Here is a 21,046-nt window from a genome sequence, read left to right as displayed (position 1 = left end):
TGGGACCGTCACTGCAATTGTTATCTCGCTCATACCAGTTTCACCGGGAGCGTTCACCGAACCGATCGATCGCCGGCACGGCCGCTCGAAAGGGTAGCCGCCGTATAATAATGGCCTGCCGGCGGGAGGGCGGAGACAGATGCAGTCCGAGTACATTCCGCGGATCGGCGTCCGGCGACTCTCGAGTACCGTCTCCTCCCGGTCCGCCGACCCAGCGGGCGATTCGACGGGGGAAAACAGATCGGGGACGGCCGCTCGAGCGCTCGAGCGATACGGGCCCGTCCTCGAGTCGACGCTCGCGTACGCCCGGGAGCGGGACTACGTCGGGCCGGATTACGGCGACGGGATGAGCAGCGAACTCCTGCAGGCGCTGCCGGTCGAGAACAGGTGGCTCAACCTCGCCGTTCAGGAGACCGTCAAACGGACGCCGGTCGACGTCAGGCCGCTGTTTCGCGTCGAACTCCGGCGCAACTTCAAGGGCGGCGGCCTGTTCGCGATGGCGAATCTGAACTATCACGACCTCGGAACCGAGTGGGACCCGGCGAGCGAGCCGGGGTTCGACCCGCTCGCGGAGGCCGAACGGCTCGCCGACTGGCTCGTCGCCGAACGATGTGAGGGGTACAGCGGGTTTTGCGGGGGGCATCGACACGAGATCCAGCATCTCCACACGAAGGGCGAACCGAGCGATCCCGACATCGTCTCGACCGCCTACGCGGTGACCGCGCTGTTGCGCGCTGCCCGAATCGACGAGCGATACGCGGAGATTGCCCGGACCGCACGCGACTTCCTCGTCGAGGACCTGAACTACCGGGAGGTGCCGGAGGGCGCGAAGATCGACTACCACATGAACCACCCGGACGACTCCTACACGCTCAACTCCGCGGCGCTGGGCGCGCGGATGCTCGTCGAACTCTACGACTACTTCGGCGACGAGGAGTACCGCGAGCGGGCGACGAAGATCCTCGATCACGTCGTCGCCAACCAGACCGACCGCGGCGGATGGCCCTACCGGCTGCCGGCCTCTGCCTCCCACCTCTCGATGGACAGCCACCACAACGGCTTCATCATCGAGTGTCTCCAACGCTATCGCGACGTCGTCGACGCGGACCGGTACGCCGACGCGCTGGAGACCGCCCTCGAGTTCTACCGAACGGAGTTGTTCGAACTGGACGGCGCACCCAACTTCGACGAGGAAAACGCTTATCCTCGCGACATTCACGCCAGCACGCAGGGGATTCTGGTGTTTACCCGCGAGGGCGAACTGGCGTTCGCCGAACGGATCCTCCGGTGGGTACTGGCGAACCTCCAGCCCGAACAGGGGCGCTTCTACTATCGGAAGTACCGCTACCACACGAAGCGGGTGACGCTGATGCGTTGGTGTCAGGGGTGGATGTCCTACGCGCTCTCGGAGTTCCTGCTTGCGAGCGCGAACCGGGCCGACCCCGATCGGGTGCCAGAGCATCGGGGGGCGGCCGATCCATCGGTGGTCGGCGCCCGATGAGTCGGTCCGACTCGTCGACCCGTCCGGAGCGCTCGAGGGAACCGCCCGTGACGAAATCCGGGTCGGCGACGGAATCCGAGACGTCCGGCGATGCGAACGCGGTCGACGACCGCCGGGTCCTCGTCGTGACGGGGCTGTCACACAAAAACGAGCGCCACTACGGACCGCTCGCCGACGTCGCCGGGGAGACGACGATGGTCTGTCTCGATCCGACCGGCGACATCGAGTCCGCACGGACCGTCCGCGTCCCCGATATCGGCCCGCGGATCGTCCGCGTCCTCTGTCTCTTTTTCCTCGCGCTGTACGAGGGGTATCGCAACGACTACGACGGGGTCGCATCGATCTCGCTCGTTCCCTACGGCTGCTATGCACTCGCGCTGAAAGCGATCTACGGCTACCCCGCCCACCTCGGGATCATCGGGATCGATCTCGATCATCACGCCGAGCAGTGGTACGGTGCCGTCCCGCAGTGGCTGTTCAGGCGATTCGACGCGGTGTCGGTCCCCGGCTCTTCACACGCCGAGCGGCTCGTCCGGTTCGGCGTCCCGCCCGACCGGATCGAACGCCTGACGAACGCGATCGACGTCGACACCTACCGGCCGCCGGAGCGGGCGGTCGAGAGCGACTACGAGTTCGTCTGGGTCGGCCGGTTCAGCGCCGAGAAGGATCCGCTGCGGTTCGTCGACGCCGTCGCCGAACTCGAGGCCGCCGACCGGGAGTTCCGGGCGGTCATGGTCGGCGACGGCCCCCTCCGGTCGGTCGTCGTCGAGGAACTCGCCGCCCGCGGACTGTCGGACCGGGTCGACTGCCCCGGCTGGGTGGACGAGCCGCTCGAGTACTACCGCCGATCGGCGGCGTTCGTCCTGACCTCCGAGCGGGACGCCTTGCCGCTGGTCATGCTCGAGGCGATGGCGACCGGCCTGCCCGCGATCGTCCCGCCGGTGGGGTCGATCCCGGACGTCGTGACCGACGGCGAGAACGGGATCGTCGTCGCCGATCGCGAGCCCGCGACCGTCGCCGCGGCGATGGAGCGCTGTCTGGACGAGCCGGCGTTCCGGCGCTCGCTTGGAACCGCCGCGACGGCGGTCCGGGACGACGTCTCGCTCGAGCAGGCGAGCGAGGACTGGCGGCGGATCCTGGCGACCCTCGAGCGGTGAGCCGGGTGCCGGTTGCGACTCGTCGCTCGAACGGCTGCCGGCGACCGGAAGGACCTCGATTACCGCCGGTAGCGACGCGATAACAAAGCGAATACTCACCGCAGGGAGACCTACATGGATATCGAACGGCTGACCCTCGAGGAGTGGGGCAACGCCTTGCCGGCGACGGGCTACGAGGTGTTTCACGAGCCGGACGCATTGCGCGTCCTCGACGACCACACCGACGCGGAGCTACAGCTGTACGGCGCGTTCAAGGGCCAGCAGCCGGTCGGCCTGTTGCCGGTGTTCGTCGGCGACCGCTCGATCGGCCGGACGGTCCTCTCGCCGCCGGTCTCGTTCAGCGTGCCGCGGCTGGGCCCGATCCTGGATCCGGCCAGCCCGAAGCGACACAAGCGCGAACGGATCAACCGGGAGCTGACGGCGGGCGTGATCGACGCCGTCGGCGTCGGCGATCGGACGACGCTCTTCCGGATGCGGTGTCCGATCGAGTACGTCGATCCCCGCCCCTACGAGTGGAACGACTTCTCGCTCGAGCCGAAGTTCACCTACGTCCTCGACTGCGAGGGCGAGACGATCGAGGGACTCATGAAAGGCTTCAGCAAGAGCCTGCGCCGGGAGATGCGGAAGCAAGACGAGCTGGATCTCTCGATCGAACGGGAGGGAATCGAGTCGGCCCTGCGGGTCTACGAGGACGTGGTCGAGCAGTACCGCGCTCACGACGATCCGCCGCCGATCTCCCGCCCGTTCCTTCGCGATCTCCTCACGTCCCTGGACGACGAGCTGTGGCGGGTCTACGTCGCCCGGTCGCCCGACGGCGAGTACCAAAGCGGCGTCGTGACCCTCTACTCGCCCGATCTCGCGTACTTCTGGCAGGGCGGCGTGACGGCCACCTACGAGGGCGTCAGCGTCAACAGCCTCCTCCATCGAGCGATCCTCGAGGACATTTGTTCCGATCCGACCCTTGAGTCAGTGACTGGCTACGACCTCGTCGGTGCGAACACCGAGCGGCTCTGTGAGTACAAGGCCAAGTTCAACAGCGACCTGCGCCAGTACTACGTCGTCGAGTCGTCGGGCCTCGAGATGTCGTTGGCCAAATCGGCGTACCAGACGTTTTCCAGCGCGTTGAAGTAACGGGAAAAGCCGGCGGACAGCGAGCCGAACGCGACCGGCCGTAACAGCGTGGGGCGGTCACCGCAGCGAGACGGAAGCGGCTTCGTTTCAGCGAGAAACGACAGCAGCGAGAAGAGCGCCAGCAGCGCGGTTCGACCGCCGGCCGTCTCACTCCATGTACCCGAGTCCACGGAGCCTGTCCTCCACGTCGTCGAAGTCCTCGTCGGCGTCTGCGGCCCCGCTCGAGCCGGCGGTCGCGTCCGGAACGGCCTCGCGGACGGTCGGCTCCGCGTCGGCCGAGAGGACGTCGGTCCTGACCCGGCCGTCGACGTCGTCGGGGATCGGTTCGCCGACGCTGTGGAGGACCGTCGGTGCGACGTCGACGACGGACAGTCCGTCGGCGGACGCGTGCGGGTCGATGTCGGGACCGTGTGCGAAGAACACGCCCTGCTTTCGGTGGTTGGCGGCTTTGTCGTCCGCGGGTTCGAACACGGTATCGGCGAGTCTCGTCTTCTCCTCGTAGCCGTCCCGCCCGACGACGACCAGATCGGGCCCGGCCTCGTCCGACGGGAACACCTCGTCCCCGTCGCGGACCCTCAGCGCCGGCTCGCCAGTGTCCGGATCGGTCACGTTCGAGAACCGCTCACGCAGTTCCGCCTTGATCGACGGCACGTCGGTCGGGGCGACGATCCCCTCCGCGAACCGCTCGGTGTCGTTGATGTAGACGTAGCTCGGGCCGTGTGCGAACGCGACGGTTTCGGTGAAGTCGACGTCGTACAGGCTGTGATCGCCCGGCACCTGCTCCGCGATCCCGTCGACGAGGCGCTTCGGCAGGTGCTTGACGAGCCGCTTGTCGTCGACCCCGAGGCGGTCCAAGGTTCCGTGGAGCGTGGACTTCGTGATCCCGAACCGGGCGAGCGAGTTCCGCGTGGTCCCGTCGGTCTGCTCCGTGAGATAGCCGCCCTCCGCCAGCACGGTGTTCAGGTTGACGAACGTCGAGATCGGCCCGAACCCGTGATCGGAGACGACGAACAGGGTGGCGTCCCGCCGATCGGCGTACTCGAGGGCGTCGCCGACGATATCGTCGAGCCGCTTGTAGTGGTCGAGAATGACGTCCTCCTCCCAGATGAGATGCTGGAGCCGGTCCGGGGCCGTGTACACGAAGAAGAACAGCCGCCAGTCGTCGATCGCCATGAGTTCGTCCATCAGCTCCCGGCGCGCGCTCACGAGCGATTCGAGGTCGTCCGTGAACGCCGTCTCGTCGTCGGTGTAGTCGTTCCAGTCCAGCGCGATCCGGTACTCCGGGATCCGGTCATCGATCTCGTCGACGAACCCGGACGGATGCGTGAACCGGTCGCTCATCGACGGCGAGATCATGCCGGAGACCATCGTGCCGTCGATCTCGCTCGCGGGATAGGTCATCGGGACGTTGCCGACGACCGCCGGCGACAGCAGCTCCCACAGCGGCGGCCGCCCCAGACTCGCGCTCGTGTTCATCTCCTGCGTGTAGTCGCGCTCGAGCCGTTTGAAGCCGTAGATCCCGTGTTTGTCCGGCCAGACGCCGGTCGCGATCGAGGGCCACGCCGCCGGCGTCGTCGGCGGGTCCGTACTCTCGAGGGGCGCACCCACGCCGTCCTCGACGAGCGTCGCGAAGTTCGGCAGTTCGCCGGCCGCGATCCAGTCCGAGATGAGGTCCCACGGCACGCCGTCGATACCCAGAACGAACGCGCGGTCGGTAGTGGTCGAGTCGGTAGTCATGAACCAGTGTCTCGTTCGCGTTGACCCCGGCCCCACCAATTGTTATGGATCGAATTACGAGCGCGACTCGGATTTCGGGGCCGATCGCCCGCCGCCGTCCCCGCCAACGCGGTGCCGTCGGGGCGATCAGTTCGGCGATTTCGCGTCCAGGTCCTCGTCGCCCGACGACGGGATCCACCGGCGAAGCATCGGGACCGAGACGCCGGCGGCGTCCTCGAGCAGATCGAGGACGACGACGTCGTTCGACTCGAGGCCCCCGACGAGGCCGGCGACGACGAGCGAGGCGAGCCCGACGCCGACGAGGACCGGCCCGATCGTCACGACCGTGATCGAGAGCCACGGCGAGAGGGCGAACGCGAGCGGGAGCAGGACGGCCGGCAGGGCGACGTAACAGCGCAGCGCCTCCGGGGAGATCGGGGTGATATCGTAGCGGACCGCCAGGACGCTACAGATGACCGTGTGGACGGCGACCAGCGAGGTGACGGACGCGACGGCCGCCCCGACGGCCCCGTACCGTGGAATGAGGGCGACGTTGATCCCGATGTTGAGCAGGAGCCCGACGACGTTGCCGACGGCGATCCACGTCGTCGAACCCAGCGCCGAGAGGGTCTCTCGGTTCCGACCGGCGGCGGCGCTGAGGAAGAAGCCGGTCGCGAGGATCGGCAGGACGCGGGCCGCGTCCGTATACGCGGTCCCGAAGACGAGGTGGATCACGTCCAGCGGAAAGACCACAAGCAGGAGAAACGCCGGGAACGTGACCACGTAGACCCACTTCGTCGTCGTCGCGTAGATCTCGTCGACCGCGTCCCGATCGCCGTCGTCGTCCAACCGAGAGACCAGCGGGAGATAGAGGAACCCGAACGCGGAGAGGACGACGAGTAACCCGCCGGCGATCGGATAGGCGGCGTCGTACATGCCGACTTCGTAGGAGCTTCGAAAGTAGCCCAGCATCAGCGTGTCCGTTCGCGTCAGTAAGATACTGATCACGGTCGAGACCACGAGCGGGGCGGAGAACCTGAGGAGTTCGGGGACGTGCGTCCGGTACCGGCCGCGAAGCGGCATGAGACGGCTCAGAAAGGCGTGAGCGACGACGAGCGTCACGATCGCGCCGCCGAGGTACGCGACGCCCGCCGCGACGATGCCGACGCCCGAGAGCAACAGGACGGTGAGCAACCCGATTCGCAAGAGCGGATCGAGGAGGTTGCGGGTCAGCGTCCGGTAAATCGTGTTCTCGTGGCCGCGAATCCCCGCCACGGCGATTCGAAAGCACGCGACGAACGGGATCGCGACGGCGAGCAGCCTGACCAACGGCACCGCCGCTTCGGTCTCGAACAGCCCCGAGACGATGGGGTCGGCGAACAGGAACAGGACCGCACTGAGACAGACCGAAGACACCGTTGTGACCAGGAGCCCACTGATCCAGACGCCGCGGCGGTCCTCGACGGCGTCGTACCGCGGAATGTACCGGGAGACGCCCTGCGTACAGCCCACGAGCGCGACGGTCACGCCAACGTTCAATAGTGCCAGTCCGACGCTGATCTCGCCGTACGCGTCGGGCGACAGCAGTCGGCCGATGACGACCCGCTCGGCAAGCGTCGCACCGGACCCGATGATCCCGCCGACCATCACGATCGCCGCACTCGAGAGGAGCGCGGACAGTTCGCGTTCGCGAGCGACCATCAGAGGTAACCGAGGTCCTCGAGCCGTTCGGTGACTCGCTCGTCGTCGGTCGATCGGTCGGCCGCCGAATCGCCGTACGGCACGTCTCCGTACTCCGTTCGCGGGGGCTCGTCGACGAGGAGCCCCTCGGGGACGGAGCCGGTCATCACCGCCGGTATCGGTCGGTCGAGCAGCCCCATCACGATCGGGCCGACGTCGGGGAGCGAGAGCCGCTCCGGTGTCGCGTCGGCGAAGCCGGGACCGGCACCGACGAAGACCCCGTCGCGTTTGTGGTTGTGCGTCTCGACGGGCACGAACCGGCGGCCGTAGAGCCCGCTCGAGACGGTGTGGTTCATGTCGGTCGGCAGGAAGCAGACGTCCGGTGCGTTCTCGCGGTAGGGCCCGCCGAACAGCTCCTCCCGGCGGCGGACGAACTCGAACGCCGGCTCGCCGTCGGGCGTCTCGAGCCCCGACAGCAGCTCGATGATCTCGTCGCGAACGCGCTCGTACTCGGCGGGCGGGACGACGCCGTCGGGCTCACGCCCCTCGAGGTTGATCCGGACGCCCATCCGCATCCCGTCGGGGCAGTACGCCTTCGACGCTCGCCAGTCGATGCTCTCGCTCGCGGCGGACCGGGCCCCGTCCGGGACGACTCGGAGCAGCGCCTCCTCGAGTCCGACGCGTTCCGCGGCGGCGTAGACATCGGCCGGTTCGATCCCCACCCGCGAGGCCGCGCGCCGGCCGGCGTGCAGCGTCCGTTCGAGGACGGTCGCGGTCCCCCCGGTCCCGTCCGCGGCGTCGCCTGCGGGACCCTCTTCGGCCCCGATCAGCGACGCCTTCTCGGCTTTCATCGACATCGCCTCGCCCTCGTCGGTCGCCGCGACGAAGCCGTGTTCCCTGAGGATCTCGTTGACGTGGATGCCGTAGCCGGTGACCGGCCCCATCCCATGGTCGGAACAGAGGACGACGTTGACGTCGTCGCCGACGGTCTCGAGGACGTCGCCGGCGAGCCGGTCCGCGGCCACGTAGATCGCCCGATGCCGGTCCGGATCGTCGAAGTTGTGAAACACCGCGTCGGTCTTTTGGACCTGTATCACGGCCAGTTCCCACTCCTCGCGCTCGAGCAGGGCGACGGCGGCCCGACGCCGGTTCTCGACCAGATCCAGATACCCCTCGAACTTCTCGTCGGGATCGTCGCTGAGTTCGCCCCGCGAGTAGATCGTGTACTCTTCGCCCATCGCGTCCGCCAGCTCGTCCCGGATCCCCTCGGGGTGGCCCGGCTCGTCCTCCGCGGCGAGATAGCCCGGGACCAACGCCCCGTCGATCGACTCCGCGGGATGGGTGATCGGGACGTTCAGCACGACCGAGCGGCCGCCGTCGCTTGTGACGTAGTTCCACAGCGCCGGCCGACGGACGTCGCTTCGCGACACGAGGGTTCCGTCGTCGGGATAGCCGTCGTAATCAAAGAACCCGTAGACGCCGTGGTGGCTCGGGTCCGTTCCGGTGTACATCGACGGCCACGCGCTGCCGGTCCACGGGGGATGGGTCGAGGCCAACGGTGCCTCGAGCCCTCGATCGCGGAGTCGCCGGAGGTTCGGCAGCGAGGACTCGAACCGATCGAGATAGCGGAAGTCGAGAGCGTCGAACCCGAGGACGACGGTCTTCATCGTGAGTTCCTCCGTCGGCGGGGACGGCGGTCGGTCTCTCGCGGCTCCAGAGGAACGCGAACCGTTCGATTCATCGTTTCGCTCGAGACTACAGTCTCCCTTTGTTATCCCTCGGTTTCTCACCCTAACTGCCGGTTGGGCCGGACGCCGCGTTCACCGCGACGCGGCGGTCGGTTCCCGGCCGACGCATCGCCTGACGGGCGGACGGAGACTACCGCTGTCGGTCGATCGACGAGCAACGGCGAGCGAACGCCCGTCGGAACCGCCGATTCGTCTAGTACGTCCATAACGAAGGTATTCACGAAGCGTGATGTTAGCATGCCCGGAGTCAGCCTCCAGCACTCACGATCCCGAGGGCGTTCGGCTTCGATACGACGAACGCTCGAGGAGTTATGCTACTTCGAGAACTACACGAGTCGCGTCGTCCGAGAGGCGGAGCCGTGGACGATCGGCGTCACCGAGTACTCGTCCTACCCGATCGACGAGTTCGAAACCGACGAGTTCTGGATCTGTCTCGAAGGTCAAATCTACGACGACGACGCGGCGTCGTCCCGGAGAGAGACGCTCGAGCGAATCGTGACGACCCTCTTTTCGGACGACAAATCGCGCTCGTCGGTCCGGGACTGGCTCCGGACGACCGACGGGGAGTTCGTCCTGTACGCCCTCGAGAAGGAGACCGGGAGACTCGCCGTTCTCAACGACGTGTTCGGGCGGCTCCCGGTATACTATGCGGACCGGGACGGCAGCCCCGTCTTCACGCGCGAGATCGGGTACTTCTTCGAGTCGCCCCTCGATAATCCGGCGTTCGATCGGCACGGACTCGCACAGACTCTCCTCTTCGGGTACACGCTCCGGGACCGCACCCTCTGGGAGGACGTCACGACGATCCCGCCGGGAACCCAGGTCGTCGTCGAAGCGGACGGAACCGCCTCGTTCAGTTCCGTCGCGGAGTTCGACTTCGACGAGAAACGCCACGCCGACAAGAGCGTCGAAGAGAACGCCAAAAACCTCGCGAAGCGCTTCCGGGCGGCCTGCGAGGACCGAAGCGATCCGGATCGAACGAACCTCCTCTCGCTCAGCGGCGGTCACGACTCGAGATCGATCGCGGCCGCGTTCCACGCGTCGGACGTGCCCTGCTCCGCGGCGACGTTCGTCAAGTCGACCCAGGAGACGAGTTCGGACGTCGAGATCGCACGCAAAATCAGCCGGAGCCTGGACGTCGACTGGGAACTGTTCACCGTCGACCCCGTGCAGGCGTCGAACGCGGACACGCTCCTGACGATCAAACGGGGACTCAACCACCTCGGACTCGCGTTCCTGATCGACTTCTTCGAGCAGCTACAGGCCGTTCACGGGTCCGACCTCACGTACTTCACCGGCGACGGCGGAGACAAGACGCTGCCGGACCTCAGTCCCGCCAAGTCACTGTCCTCGTCCGAAGAACTCGTCTCCTACACCATCGCTCGAAACAGCGTGTTCCCGCTCGAGGACGTGGCGGCGATCACCGGCCTCGATCGGGATCAAATCGTCGGTGAAGTGGCGGCGACGTTATCGTCCTATCCGGAGTCGAAGTTGGCGAACAAGTACGTCCACTTCCTCACGCACGAGCGCGGGTTCAGTTGGCTGTTCGAGGGCGAAGACCGGAATCGGTACTACTTCTGGAGTACCTCCCCGTTCTATTCGGCACCGTTTTTCACGTACGCGATGAACGTCCCGGACGAGCAGAAGGCACACAACCGCCTCTATCGGGAGTTCCTCCGAGAACTGTGGCCCCGAGCGATCGAGTTCGACGACGCCGACTTCGGCACGCCGATGGCCTCGCCGCGATACAAACTCGTCCAGTACGGGCTCTCGCTGCTCGGTCGCCATCCCTCCCTCGAGGACATCGCTCGCGTCGTGTACCGCGGGGAAGTCAACTCCCAGTACCACCCGAACGTCGCGCGACTCCTCAGTGACTCGGTTGCCCGGTCGCAGTCGCTCGAGACCTATCTCGACACGGACGTCGTCCGCCGGTTCACGGACGATACCACGTCCTGTGATAACCACCAAATATATCTGCTGCTAACGGTCACTGCCGCGATCCTGCTGGCGGAGCGACGGTCCCCGTTTGCCGGTCGCGAGTTACCGCTCGATGCCAGTGCGCTCTCCTGAGCCGCGAGCGTCGCTCTCGATCTCACCGACGACTGTCGAGTTTTCGGGATCGGGTTCTCCCAGGGTCACCGGTCGCGCGCGTTGTACTGGAGATCGACGGCCGCGTCGCCGCGCAGTCGGAAATCGGCGATATCGCCGTCGAACCAGTAGGCGTCGAGCCAGTTGCCGACGCCGCCCCGAACCGTCCCGTTCTCGACGACGTCTTCCTCGTCGATGGAGGCGTTCTGGTAGTCGGACTGGACGACCGCGCCGTCGATCTCGAACGCGTAGGTCGTCGGCCCGTCGGCGTCGGTGCCGTCGATGACCAGCGCGTGGGGGAACATCTCGTACGCGCCGTACTCGCGGGGATCGATCCGTTCGCCGTCGACGGTGATCATCGCGGTGCCGTCCGTGAACGTCACGTCGGTCAGCGCGCCCGAGAAGCGGTAGGTCTGGGTGCCGTCCGTGATCGAACTCTGGGCGGTCGAGCCCGAGACGGTCGTCGCCTCCGCGGCCGGCTCGTCGTCGGCGACGAGTTCGATCGATCCGTCGACGGTGATCTCGTAGCTCATCGTCGTCCCCTCGCCGCTGACTTCGAGGACGTGGGGGAGCTGTTCGCCGTAGTCGGCGGGATCGACTTCCTCGCCGTTGACCAGTACGGTGCCGGGGCCGTCGACGGTCAGCTCGGCGAGGTCGCCGCTAAAGCGGAAGGCGTCCTTCCAGTCGGCGACGGTTCCGTTCACCGTCGAGCCGTCGATTCGGTCCTCGTCGTCGATCGACGCGCCCTCGGCGGTCGAGCGCTCGACGTCGCCGCCGACCGTGAACTCGTAGCGGGTCACATCCGAGGAACTGCCGTTGACCAGCAGGAGGTTCGAGAGCTGGGACTCGGCGGTATCCTCGTTCGAACCGCTGCTCGAGCTATCGCTCGAACCGCCGGACGCGGCCTCCTCGGGCGTGGTCGGGACGCCGTCGACCTCCTCGGGCCGGGTCCGCCGGGCGGAGCCGGCGAACGAGCCGTCCACGTTGCCGCCCGGGTTGGAGCCGTAGACCTCTTCGATGGTGGCGACGCCGTCGAGCGACCACGCGCCGTTGCCGCCGTAGATATCGCCGATGTTGGCCCCGGAGAAGTCGCAGTTGCGGTACGTCGGGTTGTTGAAATACGCCCAACCGCCGCGGTTCCCGCCGACGGCCACGCAGTTCTCGACGCGGGAGTCGTCGGTCCCGACGCGGAAGCCCGAGGACGAGTGGTTCGACGAGTAGGAGTCCTCGATGATCACCGTACCGCCCGCACCGGGGCTGGGATGCTCCTGTGGGTTGCCCGGGGAGGAGCCGTAGACGGCGTTGCTCGGGTTGTCCTGGTAGTTGAGGTTCCGGACCGTGACCGTCCCTGCGTGCGAGGGCGGGACGAACACGCCGGGGTTCCCGGCGGGGTAGTTCTCAGCGGTCGAGCCGTCGCCGAGATAGACGTTTTCGACGAGAACCTCGCCGTTCGGATCGGTAGCGTAGGCGACGAGCGGGGAGCCGTCGTGACCGTCCCAGACGCCCCGAATCCCGACGTTGCGGATCGTACAGGAGTTGCCCTGCGTGTGAATGAGGTACTCCGCCCCGCTGGCGGTGATGTCGATCAGCTTGTTCCCCCAGGTCTCGCCCTCCTCGAGGCGTTTGGTGAACCGCTCGCCGGCGCTGACTTCGATCACGTCGTAGTCCCCGCTGACGCTCTGTCCCGTCGCGGTCGCCGCGCCGAGAGTCGCCGCCGTGGTGGCGCCGGCCATCGTCAGGTACGATCGTCGGCCAAGTAATGACTCGTTACCGCCGTTCCGTCGGTCGTCGCCGTTCGTCTCGGACGAAGCGTCATCGTCCGGTACCGAAGTGTCGCGTGCCATGCGACCGAAATCGAGTATTATACCCTCATAAGCCTTTCCTAATTTCTGCACATTCTCATACCAAAACACTATTTCGACGAATATAAATTCAAAATATTTTGAATTATTTGTATGTTTGTTATGTATGTCTCGGCTCGAGGAAGGTCTAATCTGAAGAGCAGTAAATAGGTATTACCGGCCGAAACGCGCTTCTCCGGCCGGCTCAGGGAGCCGGTAACACCATATTACCGTAGCGGTGTCGACTGTCGGACGCGGTCCAGTCAGGACACCGACGGAGACCGACCGATCACACGGCGGGTCGCTCGAGGCGACCGCGATCGAAACGCGGCGCTCGAATCGCCACCGATCAACTCAACGCGGACGGCTGGACCTTCGGTCGAAGGATACAGTGTGATCGCTTCAACCCCGCCGACGGCGATCGGGCGGCACCGGAACCGAGAAACCGACCGGTCGCTGGAGCAGATCGCCGAACGGACCGCCAACGAGCGAGACGGTCGCGTCCTAACTCGACTCGAGACGGCAGCAAGAAACCGAGGCGGGGCCGCCGCTGGAGGCGGCTACCGAGACGGCGAAGGGATGCCGGCGACGGGTTCGATTGCGATCACGCCGGCGGAGTCGGTTTCCGACCGTGTCCGGTTCGGGACCGAAACGACGGGATCGCGTTCCCGGTGTCGAAAACAGTGACGAGAGCAGCGCCGGTCCGAGGCGATTGACCGTTCCGCGGAATTGACCGCGGGTCCGAATGCAGTCCGTTACGCCGCCTCGGACTCCCCGCTACTGGTAACGTAGTACAGCGTGAACTCCCCGTTGGACTGAACCCGGTTCACGTTGGGGGAGGCCGTTATTCGATCGAGTTCGCGCTCGGAATATCGCAGCCCCTGGTACGCTATCACCTCGCGTTCGTAATCCGATCGCGTGAGCGCGAGGTACCGATCGCCCTCGTACTCGTTAGAAACCCCGTCCTCGATCACGGACGGAGGGAGACCGTCGTGGGCGTGCATCCGCTGTTCGTTGCCGTTGATCACGTCGTCGTACCGGTTCGGTCCGTTTCGCAGCCCGACGAACGCGAGATCGGACTGCTGAGTGGCGAAGGCGGACTCGTAGCCGTGCAACTCCTGTTCGCTCACGTGAGGGGACGCTTTGTAGATGTACGGCGAGGGAAAGACGGCCAGCAGCGACAGGACGAGTAAGACGGCGACGGCGACGGCCATCAGCGGTCGCCCGACGGGCGGTCCGCGACCCCCCGATCGTCGCGCCGAGAGCAGCGTCAACAGCCCGTGGATCGCGATCGCCCCGAGGACGGTCACGAACACCATCATCAGTCCGAAGACGCGAAAGTACATCTTCGACCCGCTGGCGAGGAAGTACGCCACGAAGACGGGGCCGAGCGCGACCAGGCCGGCGGCGAGATACGTCGTCTCGAGGCGGAAGCGATCGAGCCACTGCGAACTCAGCCGTCCCGCGACGGCGAAGACGAGGCCGCCGGCGAGCAGCGAGAAGACGAGCGAGGGGAAGAACAGTTTGAAGAAGATCTCCGAGAGGCTCCCCCCGATCGACGCCAACGAGGTGCCCTGGGTCGCGACCGTGTCGCCCGCGCCGCCGCCCGTGCCGAGGACGAACTCGATCACCGAACCGAGGAAGTACTCGGCCGTGCCGGCGAAGAACCCGTAGTTCGAACTCCACACCAGAAAGACGACGGCGAGGAACAGCACCTGTCCGTAGAGGGCGGGGTGTTCGGAGGCGCGGTCGTGATCGGCCCGCCTGGCGAGGAACTGAACGAGCCCGATCGCGACGAAGGCGACGAGCAGATGCGCCGCGAGTTGCGGGTGATAGAGGACGACCGCGGCCGACCCGAGCGCGAACGTGACGCCGACGGCGGAGAACGAGCGTCCGTCCCGATCGGTGCGGAGATACTTCGCGAACAGGTACAGGAGGACCGACGAGAACAACACCGCCTGCGACATCGCGTGTGCCGACAGGTTCATCGAGATCGTCGTGATCGGCAACAGCAGAAACGCCGAGAAGGCGGCGATCGCCACTGCGTTCCAGTCGCGGACGATCACGCCGACACACAGGGGGACGAACAGACAGAACAGCAGGACGGCGAAGAACACGACGAACAGCATCGACCGCGAGAGCGCGATCCCGACCGTCGCGTTGATCAGGACCGTCACCGTGTGGATACCGGGATAGAACAGCTCGAAGGGGAGGAACGTCCCCTCGCTGATACCGCGGGCCCACCCCAGATGGGTCAACGCGTCGTAGTGGCCGTAGAACCGGTAGCCGCGAACGATCGGAAGCCCGACGAAGACGACCATCACGAGCCCGCCGAGAACGAGCGCTATCGAACGGCTCCACTGGTGCCGGTGTGCCCGCGAGAACGGGACGAACGCGACGGCAAGCGAGACGCTCAGCGCGACCAGCAGCCCCGCCCAGACCGCCCACGGCGTCATCGTGTAGATCGATAGCTCGTAGCCGGTCGCAGGGTTCGTGTGCGCGACGAACGCGCTGGCGCTGACCGCGAGAAAGCCGATCGCGAGTACCAGCTTCCGGATCGGATCGTCGTCGACGGCTGACTGGGAAGACATTCGAACTGCCGAGACGTTGCCCGATCGCGGGCCTTGTTATTCACCGGTTGCCGACTGTAAGTTCGCTCGTACCGTCACCGCGGACCGAACGACGCTCGAGGGCGAGCCCGCCCGGAAGCGGTCACGAGGGGCGCTCACTCGCCGTCGGTGACGTCGACCCAGAAGTAACCGTGGCGGTACGCGTTCTCGGTCGTCGGCGTCTCCGGGACGTCACCGTCGTACAGGAGAACGGTGATCCGGATCGATCCCGCCTCGGCCTCGGGGGACAGCGTGCGATCGGCGTAGGCCGTGCCACCGGCGTTGACGCTGTAGTCGATGCGCTGTAACTCGTTGCGTTCGACGATCTCGCCGTCCTCGAGACGCTGCTCCTGGACGACGGCCGTGTAGTCCTCGTCCTCGCCCTCCTGGTTCTCGACGGCGATGACCAGCGGGACGGCCTCGCCGGCTTCGATCTCCGAGGGATAGCCCGACGCGACGAGTTCGCCCGTGTCGTCTTCGGTGAGCAGCCGGAGGCTCGTGTACTGCTCGCCGTCTTGGGGTGCGACGAGCGCGTAGCCGACCGTCGTCACCGCCAGCAGCATACTGATGACGAGAACGACGTTGACGGCGACGTGACGCGTCGACCGGGCGTCGAAGATCGCTGCACGAGCCGCCTCGAGTCGGCGAGCGGGGCGATAGCGGTCGGCGGGCGGGACCGCCAAGCGGCGGGCGATCGCGACGCCGGCCCCGAGCAGGGTGGCTCCCGCAACGGTGTTGACGACGGTCGAGGTGGTGAACCCGAACGGCGTGACGGCGATTACCAGCCCTAACGGCGGGAGGAGGGCGAAGCTCAGTCCGAACGACAGCGCCGCTCGCTCGGCGTCGGACAGGGGAACCGTTTGCCGGTGCAGGGGCCGACCGTCGGCGTTCGCGGGCGTCTCCCGCGGGAAGAGCGCGGACAGGACCACGTACCCGGGCGCGAGGAACAACAGCGGGAACCCGACCGCCGCCCGCAGGACCGTCGACGGGGCGTCGACGATCGTCAAGAGGACGGCCGCGACGAGGACGAAACCGGCGATGCCGATCAGATCGATGGGAGCGCCAGCGAGGACGGACTTGCTGCGCCGCCGCAGGGCCGTGACCGGCTGAAATGGCAGGCCTTTCATTGTGATTTATCGACCGCACCATCCTGTCAGCCATTGTTACTGGTCGGTTACCGTGGTGGTCGACGCCGACCGCCGGCACGCGACCCGGCGGCGTCCATCACTGATCGCGGAGCGTCGGCGGACCGTGGGATGCGACTGCTCCCTCGAGTAACGAACCGTCGGAGCGTGTCCGCTCGCTGTCGCTTCCGACGACGGAAACAGGCTGCTTACAAAGTAGCTGTGCGGGGAGCCATCGCTTATGGAACGCCGAGCGACGACCGCCTCGATCGCATGTGAGGGACCGCGGCCATGAGCATCGACGTCCGCGTCGCGACGGAGGACGATCTGGACCGGTGGAACGGGTACGTCGAGCGATCGCCGCAGGGACGGCTCTGTCACGAACTCGAGGCGCTGCGGGTACAGGCCGACCACGCGGACGCGACGCTGCATCCGCTGGTGGGGTTCAAGGGACAGGAGCCGGTGGGGATCTTCCCCGTCTTCGAGATCACCAAGCGGCTCGTGACGACGGCGTTTTCGCCGCCGCCGCGGCTCCGCATCCCCTACCTCGGGCCGGCCTTCCTGAACATGGGGAAGCTGAAACAGCGAAAGCGAGAGCGACGACGACAGCGGTTCATGGACGGCTGCTTCGAGTGGATCGACGCCGAACTGAACCCCAAATACGGCCACGTCCGCACCGCGACGACCTTCGCGGACGCGCGACCGTTCCAGTGGAACGAGTACGACGTGACGCCGTCGTATACCTACGCGGTCGACCTTGATAGGGACGCGGACGACCTCCTCATGTCGTTCAGCAGCGACGCGCGGAGCAACGTTCGCAACGCCGACGACGACGCCTACGAGATCGACGTCGGCGGCCGCGAGGAGATCCGGCTGATCCACGAGCAGGTTCGGAACCGGTACGAGTCCCAGGGGATCGACTTCGACGTGCCGCTCGCGTTCGTCCTCGATCTCGCCGACCGATCGCCCAACGGTCACGTCCGCCCCTACACCCTCCGGGTCGACGGCGAGTTCGTCGGCGGCATCCTCGCGCTGGAGTACGGCGACACCGTCGGCCGCTGGCTCGGCGGCGTCCGTACCGACGCCGACGTCGATCTGCCGACCAACGACCTCCTCGACTGGGCGATCATGCGCGACGGTCTCGAGCGCGGCCTCGAGACCTACGACCTCGTCGGTGCCGACACCCGCCGGATCAACCGCTACAAGGCGAAGTTCAACCCCGAATTGCGGAGCTACTACAGCCTCGAGTACGGCTCCTGGGGGGTCAGGCAGGTCGCGTCGCTGTACGATTCGGTCAAGTAACGCCTCGCGGCCGCGGGGGCAGCCGGTATGAAGTCGTTTCGACGGTTATTCGGAGTCGTTACCGGTGACCGGTCGACGATAGAGGAGCCGCTCAGAGCCGGAAAACGAGTCGGTCCATGATAATTTCGTCTATAACGAAGGGTAGAGAGGGGGGATGTCCCCTCGATGGACGACGGATCCTCCCTTCGAACGCTACTCGTCGGTATCGACGCGGCCTGCGATCGGGTCCTCGAGCCGCTGTTCGACGACGACGAGGTACCGACCCTCCAGTCGCTCTACCGGGACGGGGCGAGCGGGCCGCTCGAGTCCCAAATCCCGCCGTGGACCGCGAGCGCCTGGCCGTCGCTGTACACCGGGATGAACCCGGGCAAACACGGCGTCTACGGCTTTCTCTCCTTCGACGGCTACGACTGGGACGTGGTCAACGCGACCGACGTCCGCGAGCGGACGCTGTGGGAACTGCTCGACCGACACGGGATCACGAGCGTCGTCGTCAACGTCCCCGTGACCCACCCGCCCCGCGAGTTCGACGGCGCGCTCATTCCGGGGTACACCGCGCCGGAAGACCCCGACTGCCACCCCGCCGGCCTGCTCGCGGACGTGCGGGAATCGATCGGCGAGTACCGGGTCTACCCCGACGAGGACGCCGCCGACCGCGGGAGCGCCTACGCCGACTGCGTGCGGACCCGCGGCGAGGCGTTTCGGTACCTCGCCGATCGGTTCGACCCCGAGTTCGGCTTCCTCGAGTTCCAGGCGACCGACTCGATCTTCCACGAGCGGCCCGACGACGACGCGGCGATCCGATCGATCTACCGCGAGGTCGACCGCCAGCTCCGCGAGACCGTCGCGGCCCACGATCCGGACACCGTGATCGTCGCCAGCGACCACGGGATGGGGCCCTACGACGGCTACGAGTTCCGCGTCAACGACTATCTCCGTGACCGCGGCGTCGTCGAGACCGAACGCGGCGGCGAGGGAATGCCCACGTGGGCGACGGTTCGGGACAGCAACCTCAAGCAGGGCGACGAGGCCGCGGACTACGAGCCCGGCCTCGCCGAGCGCGCGATGGCGCGGGCCGCGGGCGTCGGACTCACGAGCCAGCGGATCGGTGCCGTCCTCGCACGGCTCGGGATCGACGACTTCGTGGCCGAGTACGCCCCCGCGGGGCTGGTCAACGCGGGCGCGACCCAGGTCGATTTCGCGGCGTCGACTGCCTCCGTCCGCTCGCGGATCGAACTCGGCGTCCGCATCAACCTCGAGGGGCGCGAGCCCGACGGCGTCGTCCCGCAGTCGGAGTACGAAACGGTCCGGTCGCGGCTCATCGGGGAACTGCGGTCGGTCACGACGCCGGACGGGGAGCCCGTCTTCGAGACCGTCGCTCCCCGCGAGGAGTTCTTCGACGGGCCAGAGAGCGATCGTGCCGTCGACGTCGTGACCGTGCCGGCCGACTTCGATCACTTCCTCTCGGCGACGCTACGCGACGAGCAGTTCGGCCCACCGAGCGAGCCGTGGAATCACAAGCTCGAGGGGACCGTCGCGGCCAGCGGCGACGCGATCGATCCCGATGCGGGGGTCGGCCGGCCGCACCTCTTCGACATCGCGCCGACGGTCCTCGCGACGCTGGGCGTTCCGACCGACGAGCGAATGGATGGCGAGGCGCTCCCCTGCGTCGAGCCGCCCGAGACCCGCTCGTATCCCCGGTTCGACGCGGACCCGTCGGTCGAGACCGCCGACGAGGGGGTCGAAAAGCGACTCGCAGATCTGGGGTATCTCGAGTGACTCGGACGGGTCCCGACGCTTACCGGTCGGAGCGAACGAGCCGAAGTCCGGCCTTCGCCGTCGTCCAGACCGGATAGGCCGCGTTGTAGACCGGCGCGGGGGCGTTCCGCGCGCCGGCCCGGAGGAGTCGATCGGACAACGGCGGCTCCGCGGTCGTGATCAGGTCGTCCAGATCGACGCCCTCGAGCCACTCGAAGAAGGCCCGCTCGGCCGGTGAGGTCGGGTCGGTCTCGCGCGCGCGCTCGCGTATGTCGGCCCACATGTGGCGCTCGTCCTGCCCGAGGACCCAGTCGCCGCGCTCGAGCGAGCGCCGGAGGCGGCGATAGTCGGCGTCGGTGAAGGGGTAGCCGTGATCGGTCGGCTCGAGGCCGGCCAGCCGGAGCCCGACTGCGGTCCGATAACATTTCTCGCACCCGCCGCAGTTGCCGTCCATGCGGTCGTTACAGGTCTGAAGCTGTAGCCCCGGGTTCTCGGTGCGGACGTAGTCGGCGATAACGTCGAGTCGCTCCTGGCGGGTGAGTTCGTAGGCGTCGTGGTGACATCGGGTGCCGGCCCACCGGACTCGCTCGTCGATATCGGGACGGGACCCCCACTCGAGGTCGATCCCGTCCCAGTGGGTCGCGGCGACGGAGAGATCCGTCATGCCGCGGGCGTACGCGAGGGGGGCACAGAGCCCGAGCAGTCCCAGCCCGTGGCCGACGGAGCTGTACCAGCCGCCGTCGACGTGGCGCTTGTAGTGGGCCAACAGCATGGGGTGATCGAGGAAAGAGAGCATGTTCGACTCGACGAACGCGGCGTCACAGCCGCGGTCGTCGGCGAACCCCGACACGCGCTCGCGGAGCGCCGCCCACTTGTCGTCGTCGGCCGCGTCGGGGGTGATCGTCCAACCGCGGATCCCGATCAGCGTCGGCGATTCGTCGCGATGGCGGACGTACGAACACGTCGAGTCGACCCCGCCGGTAAAGAGCAGTCCGTGGTCCCCCTCCGGGTCGGGCTCCGGCTCGACGGTTCGACGGGCGTAGAGGTCCCCGCCCTCGAGGAAGTCGTACATCGAACACAGCGACGCCTCGACGTCCTCGAGGGCGCGAGCGAACGTCGCGTCGACCTCGTCGACGTAGACGTCGGCCCCGTTGGCCCACGCGACCGGGCAGACGTGGGCCAGAACTGGGATCGCGAGGATTCCGTCGGGAACGTCCGCGATCGGGACGTCGTAGCTGGCTCGGAAGGGTTCGTCGGTGAAAAACCGCTCGAGGTCGCTCGAGGGGCGGACGGACCACTCGAGCGTGCGTTCGTCGACGGATAGGTCGTCGATGAGAATGGATGACATTCGGAATCGCCTCTCGTCCCGGTCGGACCACGACCGTCTACAA

The 21,046-nt window shown here is 66.8% G+C and carries 13 protein-coding genes; 6 read left to right on the top strand and 7 right to left on the bottom strand.

The window, feature by feature from the left end:
- Positions 1 to 139 precede the first annotated feature (139 nt).
- The 3 genes from ACSBP4_RS12475 to ACSBP4_RS12465 all read left to right on the top strand — a co-directional run bounded on the left by ACSBP4_RS12475 (position 140) and on the right by ACSBP4_RS12465 (position 3,789).
- Complete coding sequence (locus ACSBP4_RS12475; protein WP_435552392.1) at positions 140 to 1,501, top strand: antibiotic ABC transporter permease; 1,362 nt, start codon at positions 140 to 142, stop codon at positions 1,499 to 1,501.
- 47 nt (positions 1,502 to 1,548) lie between these two features.
- Complete coding sequence (locus ACSBP4_RS12470; RefSeq protein WP_435552391.1) at positions 1,549 to 2,658, top strand: glycosyltransferase; 1,110 nt, start codon at positions 1,549 to 1,551, stop codon at positions 2,656 to 2,658.
- A 114-nt stretch (positions 2,659 to 2,772) separates the two neighbouring features.
- Complete coding sequence (locus tag ACSBP4_RS12465; RefSeq protein WP_435552390.1) at positions 2,773 to 3,789, top strand: GNAT family N-acetyltransferase; 1,017 nt, start codon at positions 2,773 to 2,775, stop codon at positions 3,787 to 3,789.
- A 147-nt stretch (positions 3,790 to 3,936) separates the two neighbouring features.
- Here the strand turns inward: ACSBP4_RS12465 and ACSBP4_RS12460 are convergent, their stop codons facing one another.
- The 3 genes from ACSBP4_RS12460 to ACSBP4_RS12450 form a co-directional block, all read right to left on the bottom strand.
- Complete coding sequence (locus ACSBP4_RS12460; RefSeq protein WP_049966340.1) at positions 3,937 to 5,526, bottom strand: alkaline phosphatase family protein; 1,590 nt, start codon at positions 5,524 to 5,526, stop codon at positions 3,937 to 3,939.
- A 126-nt stretch (positions 5,527 to 5,652) separates the two neighbouring features.
- A complete protein-coding gene (locus tag ACSBP4_RS12455) occupies positions 5,653 to 7,206 on the bottom strand; it encodes a flippase (RefSeq protein WP_006650353.1) in 1,554 nt (517 codons plus the stop codon).
- Positions 7,206 to 8,852: an alkaline phosphatase family protein gene (locus ACSBP4_RS12450; protein ID WP_435552389.1), complete on the bottom strand. Its 1,647-nt coding sequence runs from the start codon at positions 8,850 to 8,852 to the stop codon at positions 7,206 to 7,208. The genes ACSBP4_RS12455 and ACSBP4_RS12450 overlap by 1 nt, the downstream gene beginning before the upstream one ends.
- A 318-nt stretch (positions 8,853 to 9,170) precedes the next feature.
- Between ACSBP4_RS12450 and ACSBP4_RS12445 the strand changes: the two genes are divergently transcribed.
- Complete coding sequence (locus tag ACSBP4_RS12445; RefSeq protein WP_435552388.1) at positions 9,171 to 11,003, top strand: hypothetical protein; 1,833 nt, start codon at positions 9,171 to 9,173, stop codon at positions 11,001 to 11,003.
- A gap of 65 nt (positions 11,004 to 11,068) precedes the next feature.
- Here the strand turns inward: ACSBP4_RS12445 and ACSBP4_RS12440 are convergent, their stop codons facing one another.
- The 3 genes from ACSBP4_RS12440 to ACSBP4_RS12430 all read right to left on the bottom strand — a co-directional run bounded on the left by ACSBP4_RS12440 (position 11,069) and on the right by ACSBP4_RS12430 (position 16,598).
- Positions 11,069 to 12,865, bottom strand: a complete 1,797-nt coding sequence (locus ACSBP4_RS12440) for a hypothetical protein (RefSeq protein ID WP_435552387.1) — start codon at positions 12,863 to 12,865, stop codon at positions 11,069 to 11,071.
- Between the two features lie 752 nt (positions 12,866 to 13,617).
- The gene (locus tag ACSBP4_RS12435; protein WP_435552386.1) at positions 13,618 to 15,453 is read right to left on the bottom strand and encodes an MFS transporter; all 1,836 of its coding nucleotides are present in this window, start codon (positions 15,451 to 15,453) and stop codon (positions 13,618 to 13,620) included.
- Between the two features lie 134 nt (positions 15,454 to 15,587).
- Positions 15,588 to 16,598: a DUF1616 domain-containing protein gene (locus ACSBP4_RS12430; protein WP_435552385.1), complete on the bottom strand. Its 1,011-nt coding sequence runs from the start codon at positions 16,596 to 16,598 to the stop codon at positions 15,588 to 15,590.
- A gap of 288 nt (positions 16,599 to 16,886) precedes the next feature.
- Between ACSBP4_RS12430 and ACSBP4_RS12425 the strand changes: the two genes are divergently transcribed.
- Together ACSBP4_RS12425 and ACSBP4_RS12420 are read left to right on the top strand one after the other, a co-directional pair.
- Positions 16,887 to 17,897, top strand: coding sequence for a GNAT family N-acetyltransferase (locus ACSBP4_RS12425; RefSeq protein ID WP_435552384.1), 1,011 nt, complete (start codon positions 16,887 to 16,889; stop codon positions 17,895 to 17,897).
- A 165-nt stretch (positions 17,898 to 18,062) separates the two neighbouring features.
- Complete coding sequence (locus ACSBP4_RS12420; RefSeq protein WP_435552383.1) at positions 18,063 to 19,676, top strand: alkaline phosphatase family protein; 1,614 nt, start codon at positions 18,063 to 18,065, stop codon at positions 19,674 to 19,676.
- Positions 19,677 to 19,695: 19 nt separating this feature from the next.
- Here ACSBP4_RS12420 and ACSBP4_RS12415 read toward each other — a convergent pair whose 3' ends face one another.
- Positions 19,696 to 21,003 carry a hypothetical protein gene (locus ACSBP4_RS12415; RefSeq protein ID WP_435552382.1) on the bottom strand — a complete coding sequence of 436 codons (1,308 nt, stop codon included), beginning with the start codon at positions 21,001 to 21,003 and terminating at the stop codon, positions 19,696 to 19,698.
- Positions 21,004 to 21,046 lie beyond the last annotated feature (43 nt).

This window comes from Natrinema sp. CGMCC1.2065 (assembly GCF_051225675.1).
Classification (GTDB): Archaea; Halobacteriota; Halobacteria; order Halobacteriales; family Natrialbaceae; genus Natrinema; species Natrinema thermotolerans.
The sequence above is the reverse complement of the archived record's forward strand: the minus strand, read 5'-3'. Positions and strand labels throughout refer to the sequence as shown.

Excerpts from the sequence above, each read along its gene's own strand:
- ACSBP4_RS12465 (WP_435552390.1), top strand. The coding sequence starts at position 2,773 with ATGGATATCGAACGGCTGACCCTCGAGGAGTGGGGCAACGCCTTGCCG.
- ACSBP4_RS12450 (WP_435552389.1), bottom strand. The coding sequence starts at position 8,852 with ATGAAGACCGTCGTCCTCGGGTTCGACGCTCTCGACTTCCGCTATCTC.
- ACSBP4_RS12460 (WP_049966340.1), bottom strand. The coding sequence starts at position 5,526 with ATGACTACCGACTCGACCACTACCGACCGCGCGTTCGTTCTGGGTATC.
- ACSBP4_RS12435 (WP_435552386.1), bottom strand. The coding sequence starts at position 15,453 with ATGTCTTCCCAGTCAGCCGTCGACGACGATCCGATCCGGAAGCTGGTA.
- ACSBP4_RS12475 (WP_435552392.1), top strand. The coding sequence starts at position 140 with ATGCAGTCCGAGTACATTCCGCGGATCGGCGTCCGGCGACTCTCGAGT.
- ACSBP4_RS12420 (WP_435552383.1), top strand. The coding sequence starts at position 18,063 with ATGGACGACGGATCCTCCCTTCGAACGCTACTCGTCGGTATCGACGCG.
- ACSBP4_RS12445 (WP_435552388.1), top strand. The coding sequence starts at position 9,171 with ATGCCCGGAGTCAGCCTCCAGCACTCACGATCCCGAGGGCGTTCGGCT.
- ACSBP4_RS12430 (WP_435552385.1), bottom strand. The coding sequence starts at position 16,598 with ATGAAAGGCCTGCCATTTCAGCCGGTCACGGCCCTGCGGCGGCGCAGC.
- ACSBP4_RS12415 (WP_435552382.1), bottom strand. The coding sequence starts at position 21,003 with ATGTCATCCATTCTCATCGACGACCTATCCGTCGACGAACGCACGCTC.
- ACSBP4_RS12425 (WP_435552384.1), top strand. The coding sequence starts at position 16,887 with ATGAGCATCGACGTCCGCGTCGCGACGGAGGACGATCTGGACCGGTGG.
- ACSBP4_RS12455 (WP_006650353.1), bottom strand. The coding sequence starts at position 7,206 with ATGGTCGCTCGCGAACGCGAACTGTCCGCGCTCCTCTCGAGTGCGGCG.
- ACSBP4_RS12440 (WP_435552387.1), bottom strand. The coding sequence starts at position 12,865 with ATGGCACGCGACACTTCGGTACCGGACGATGACGCTTCGTCCGAGACG.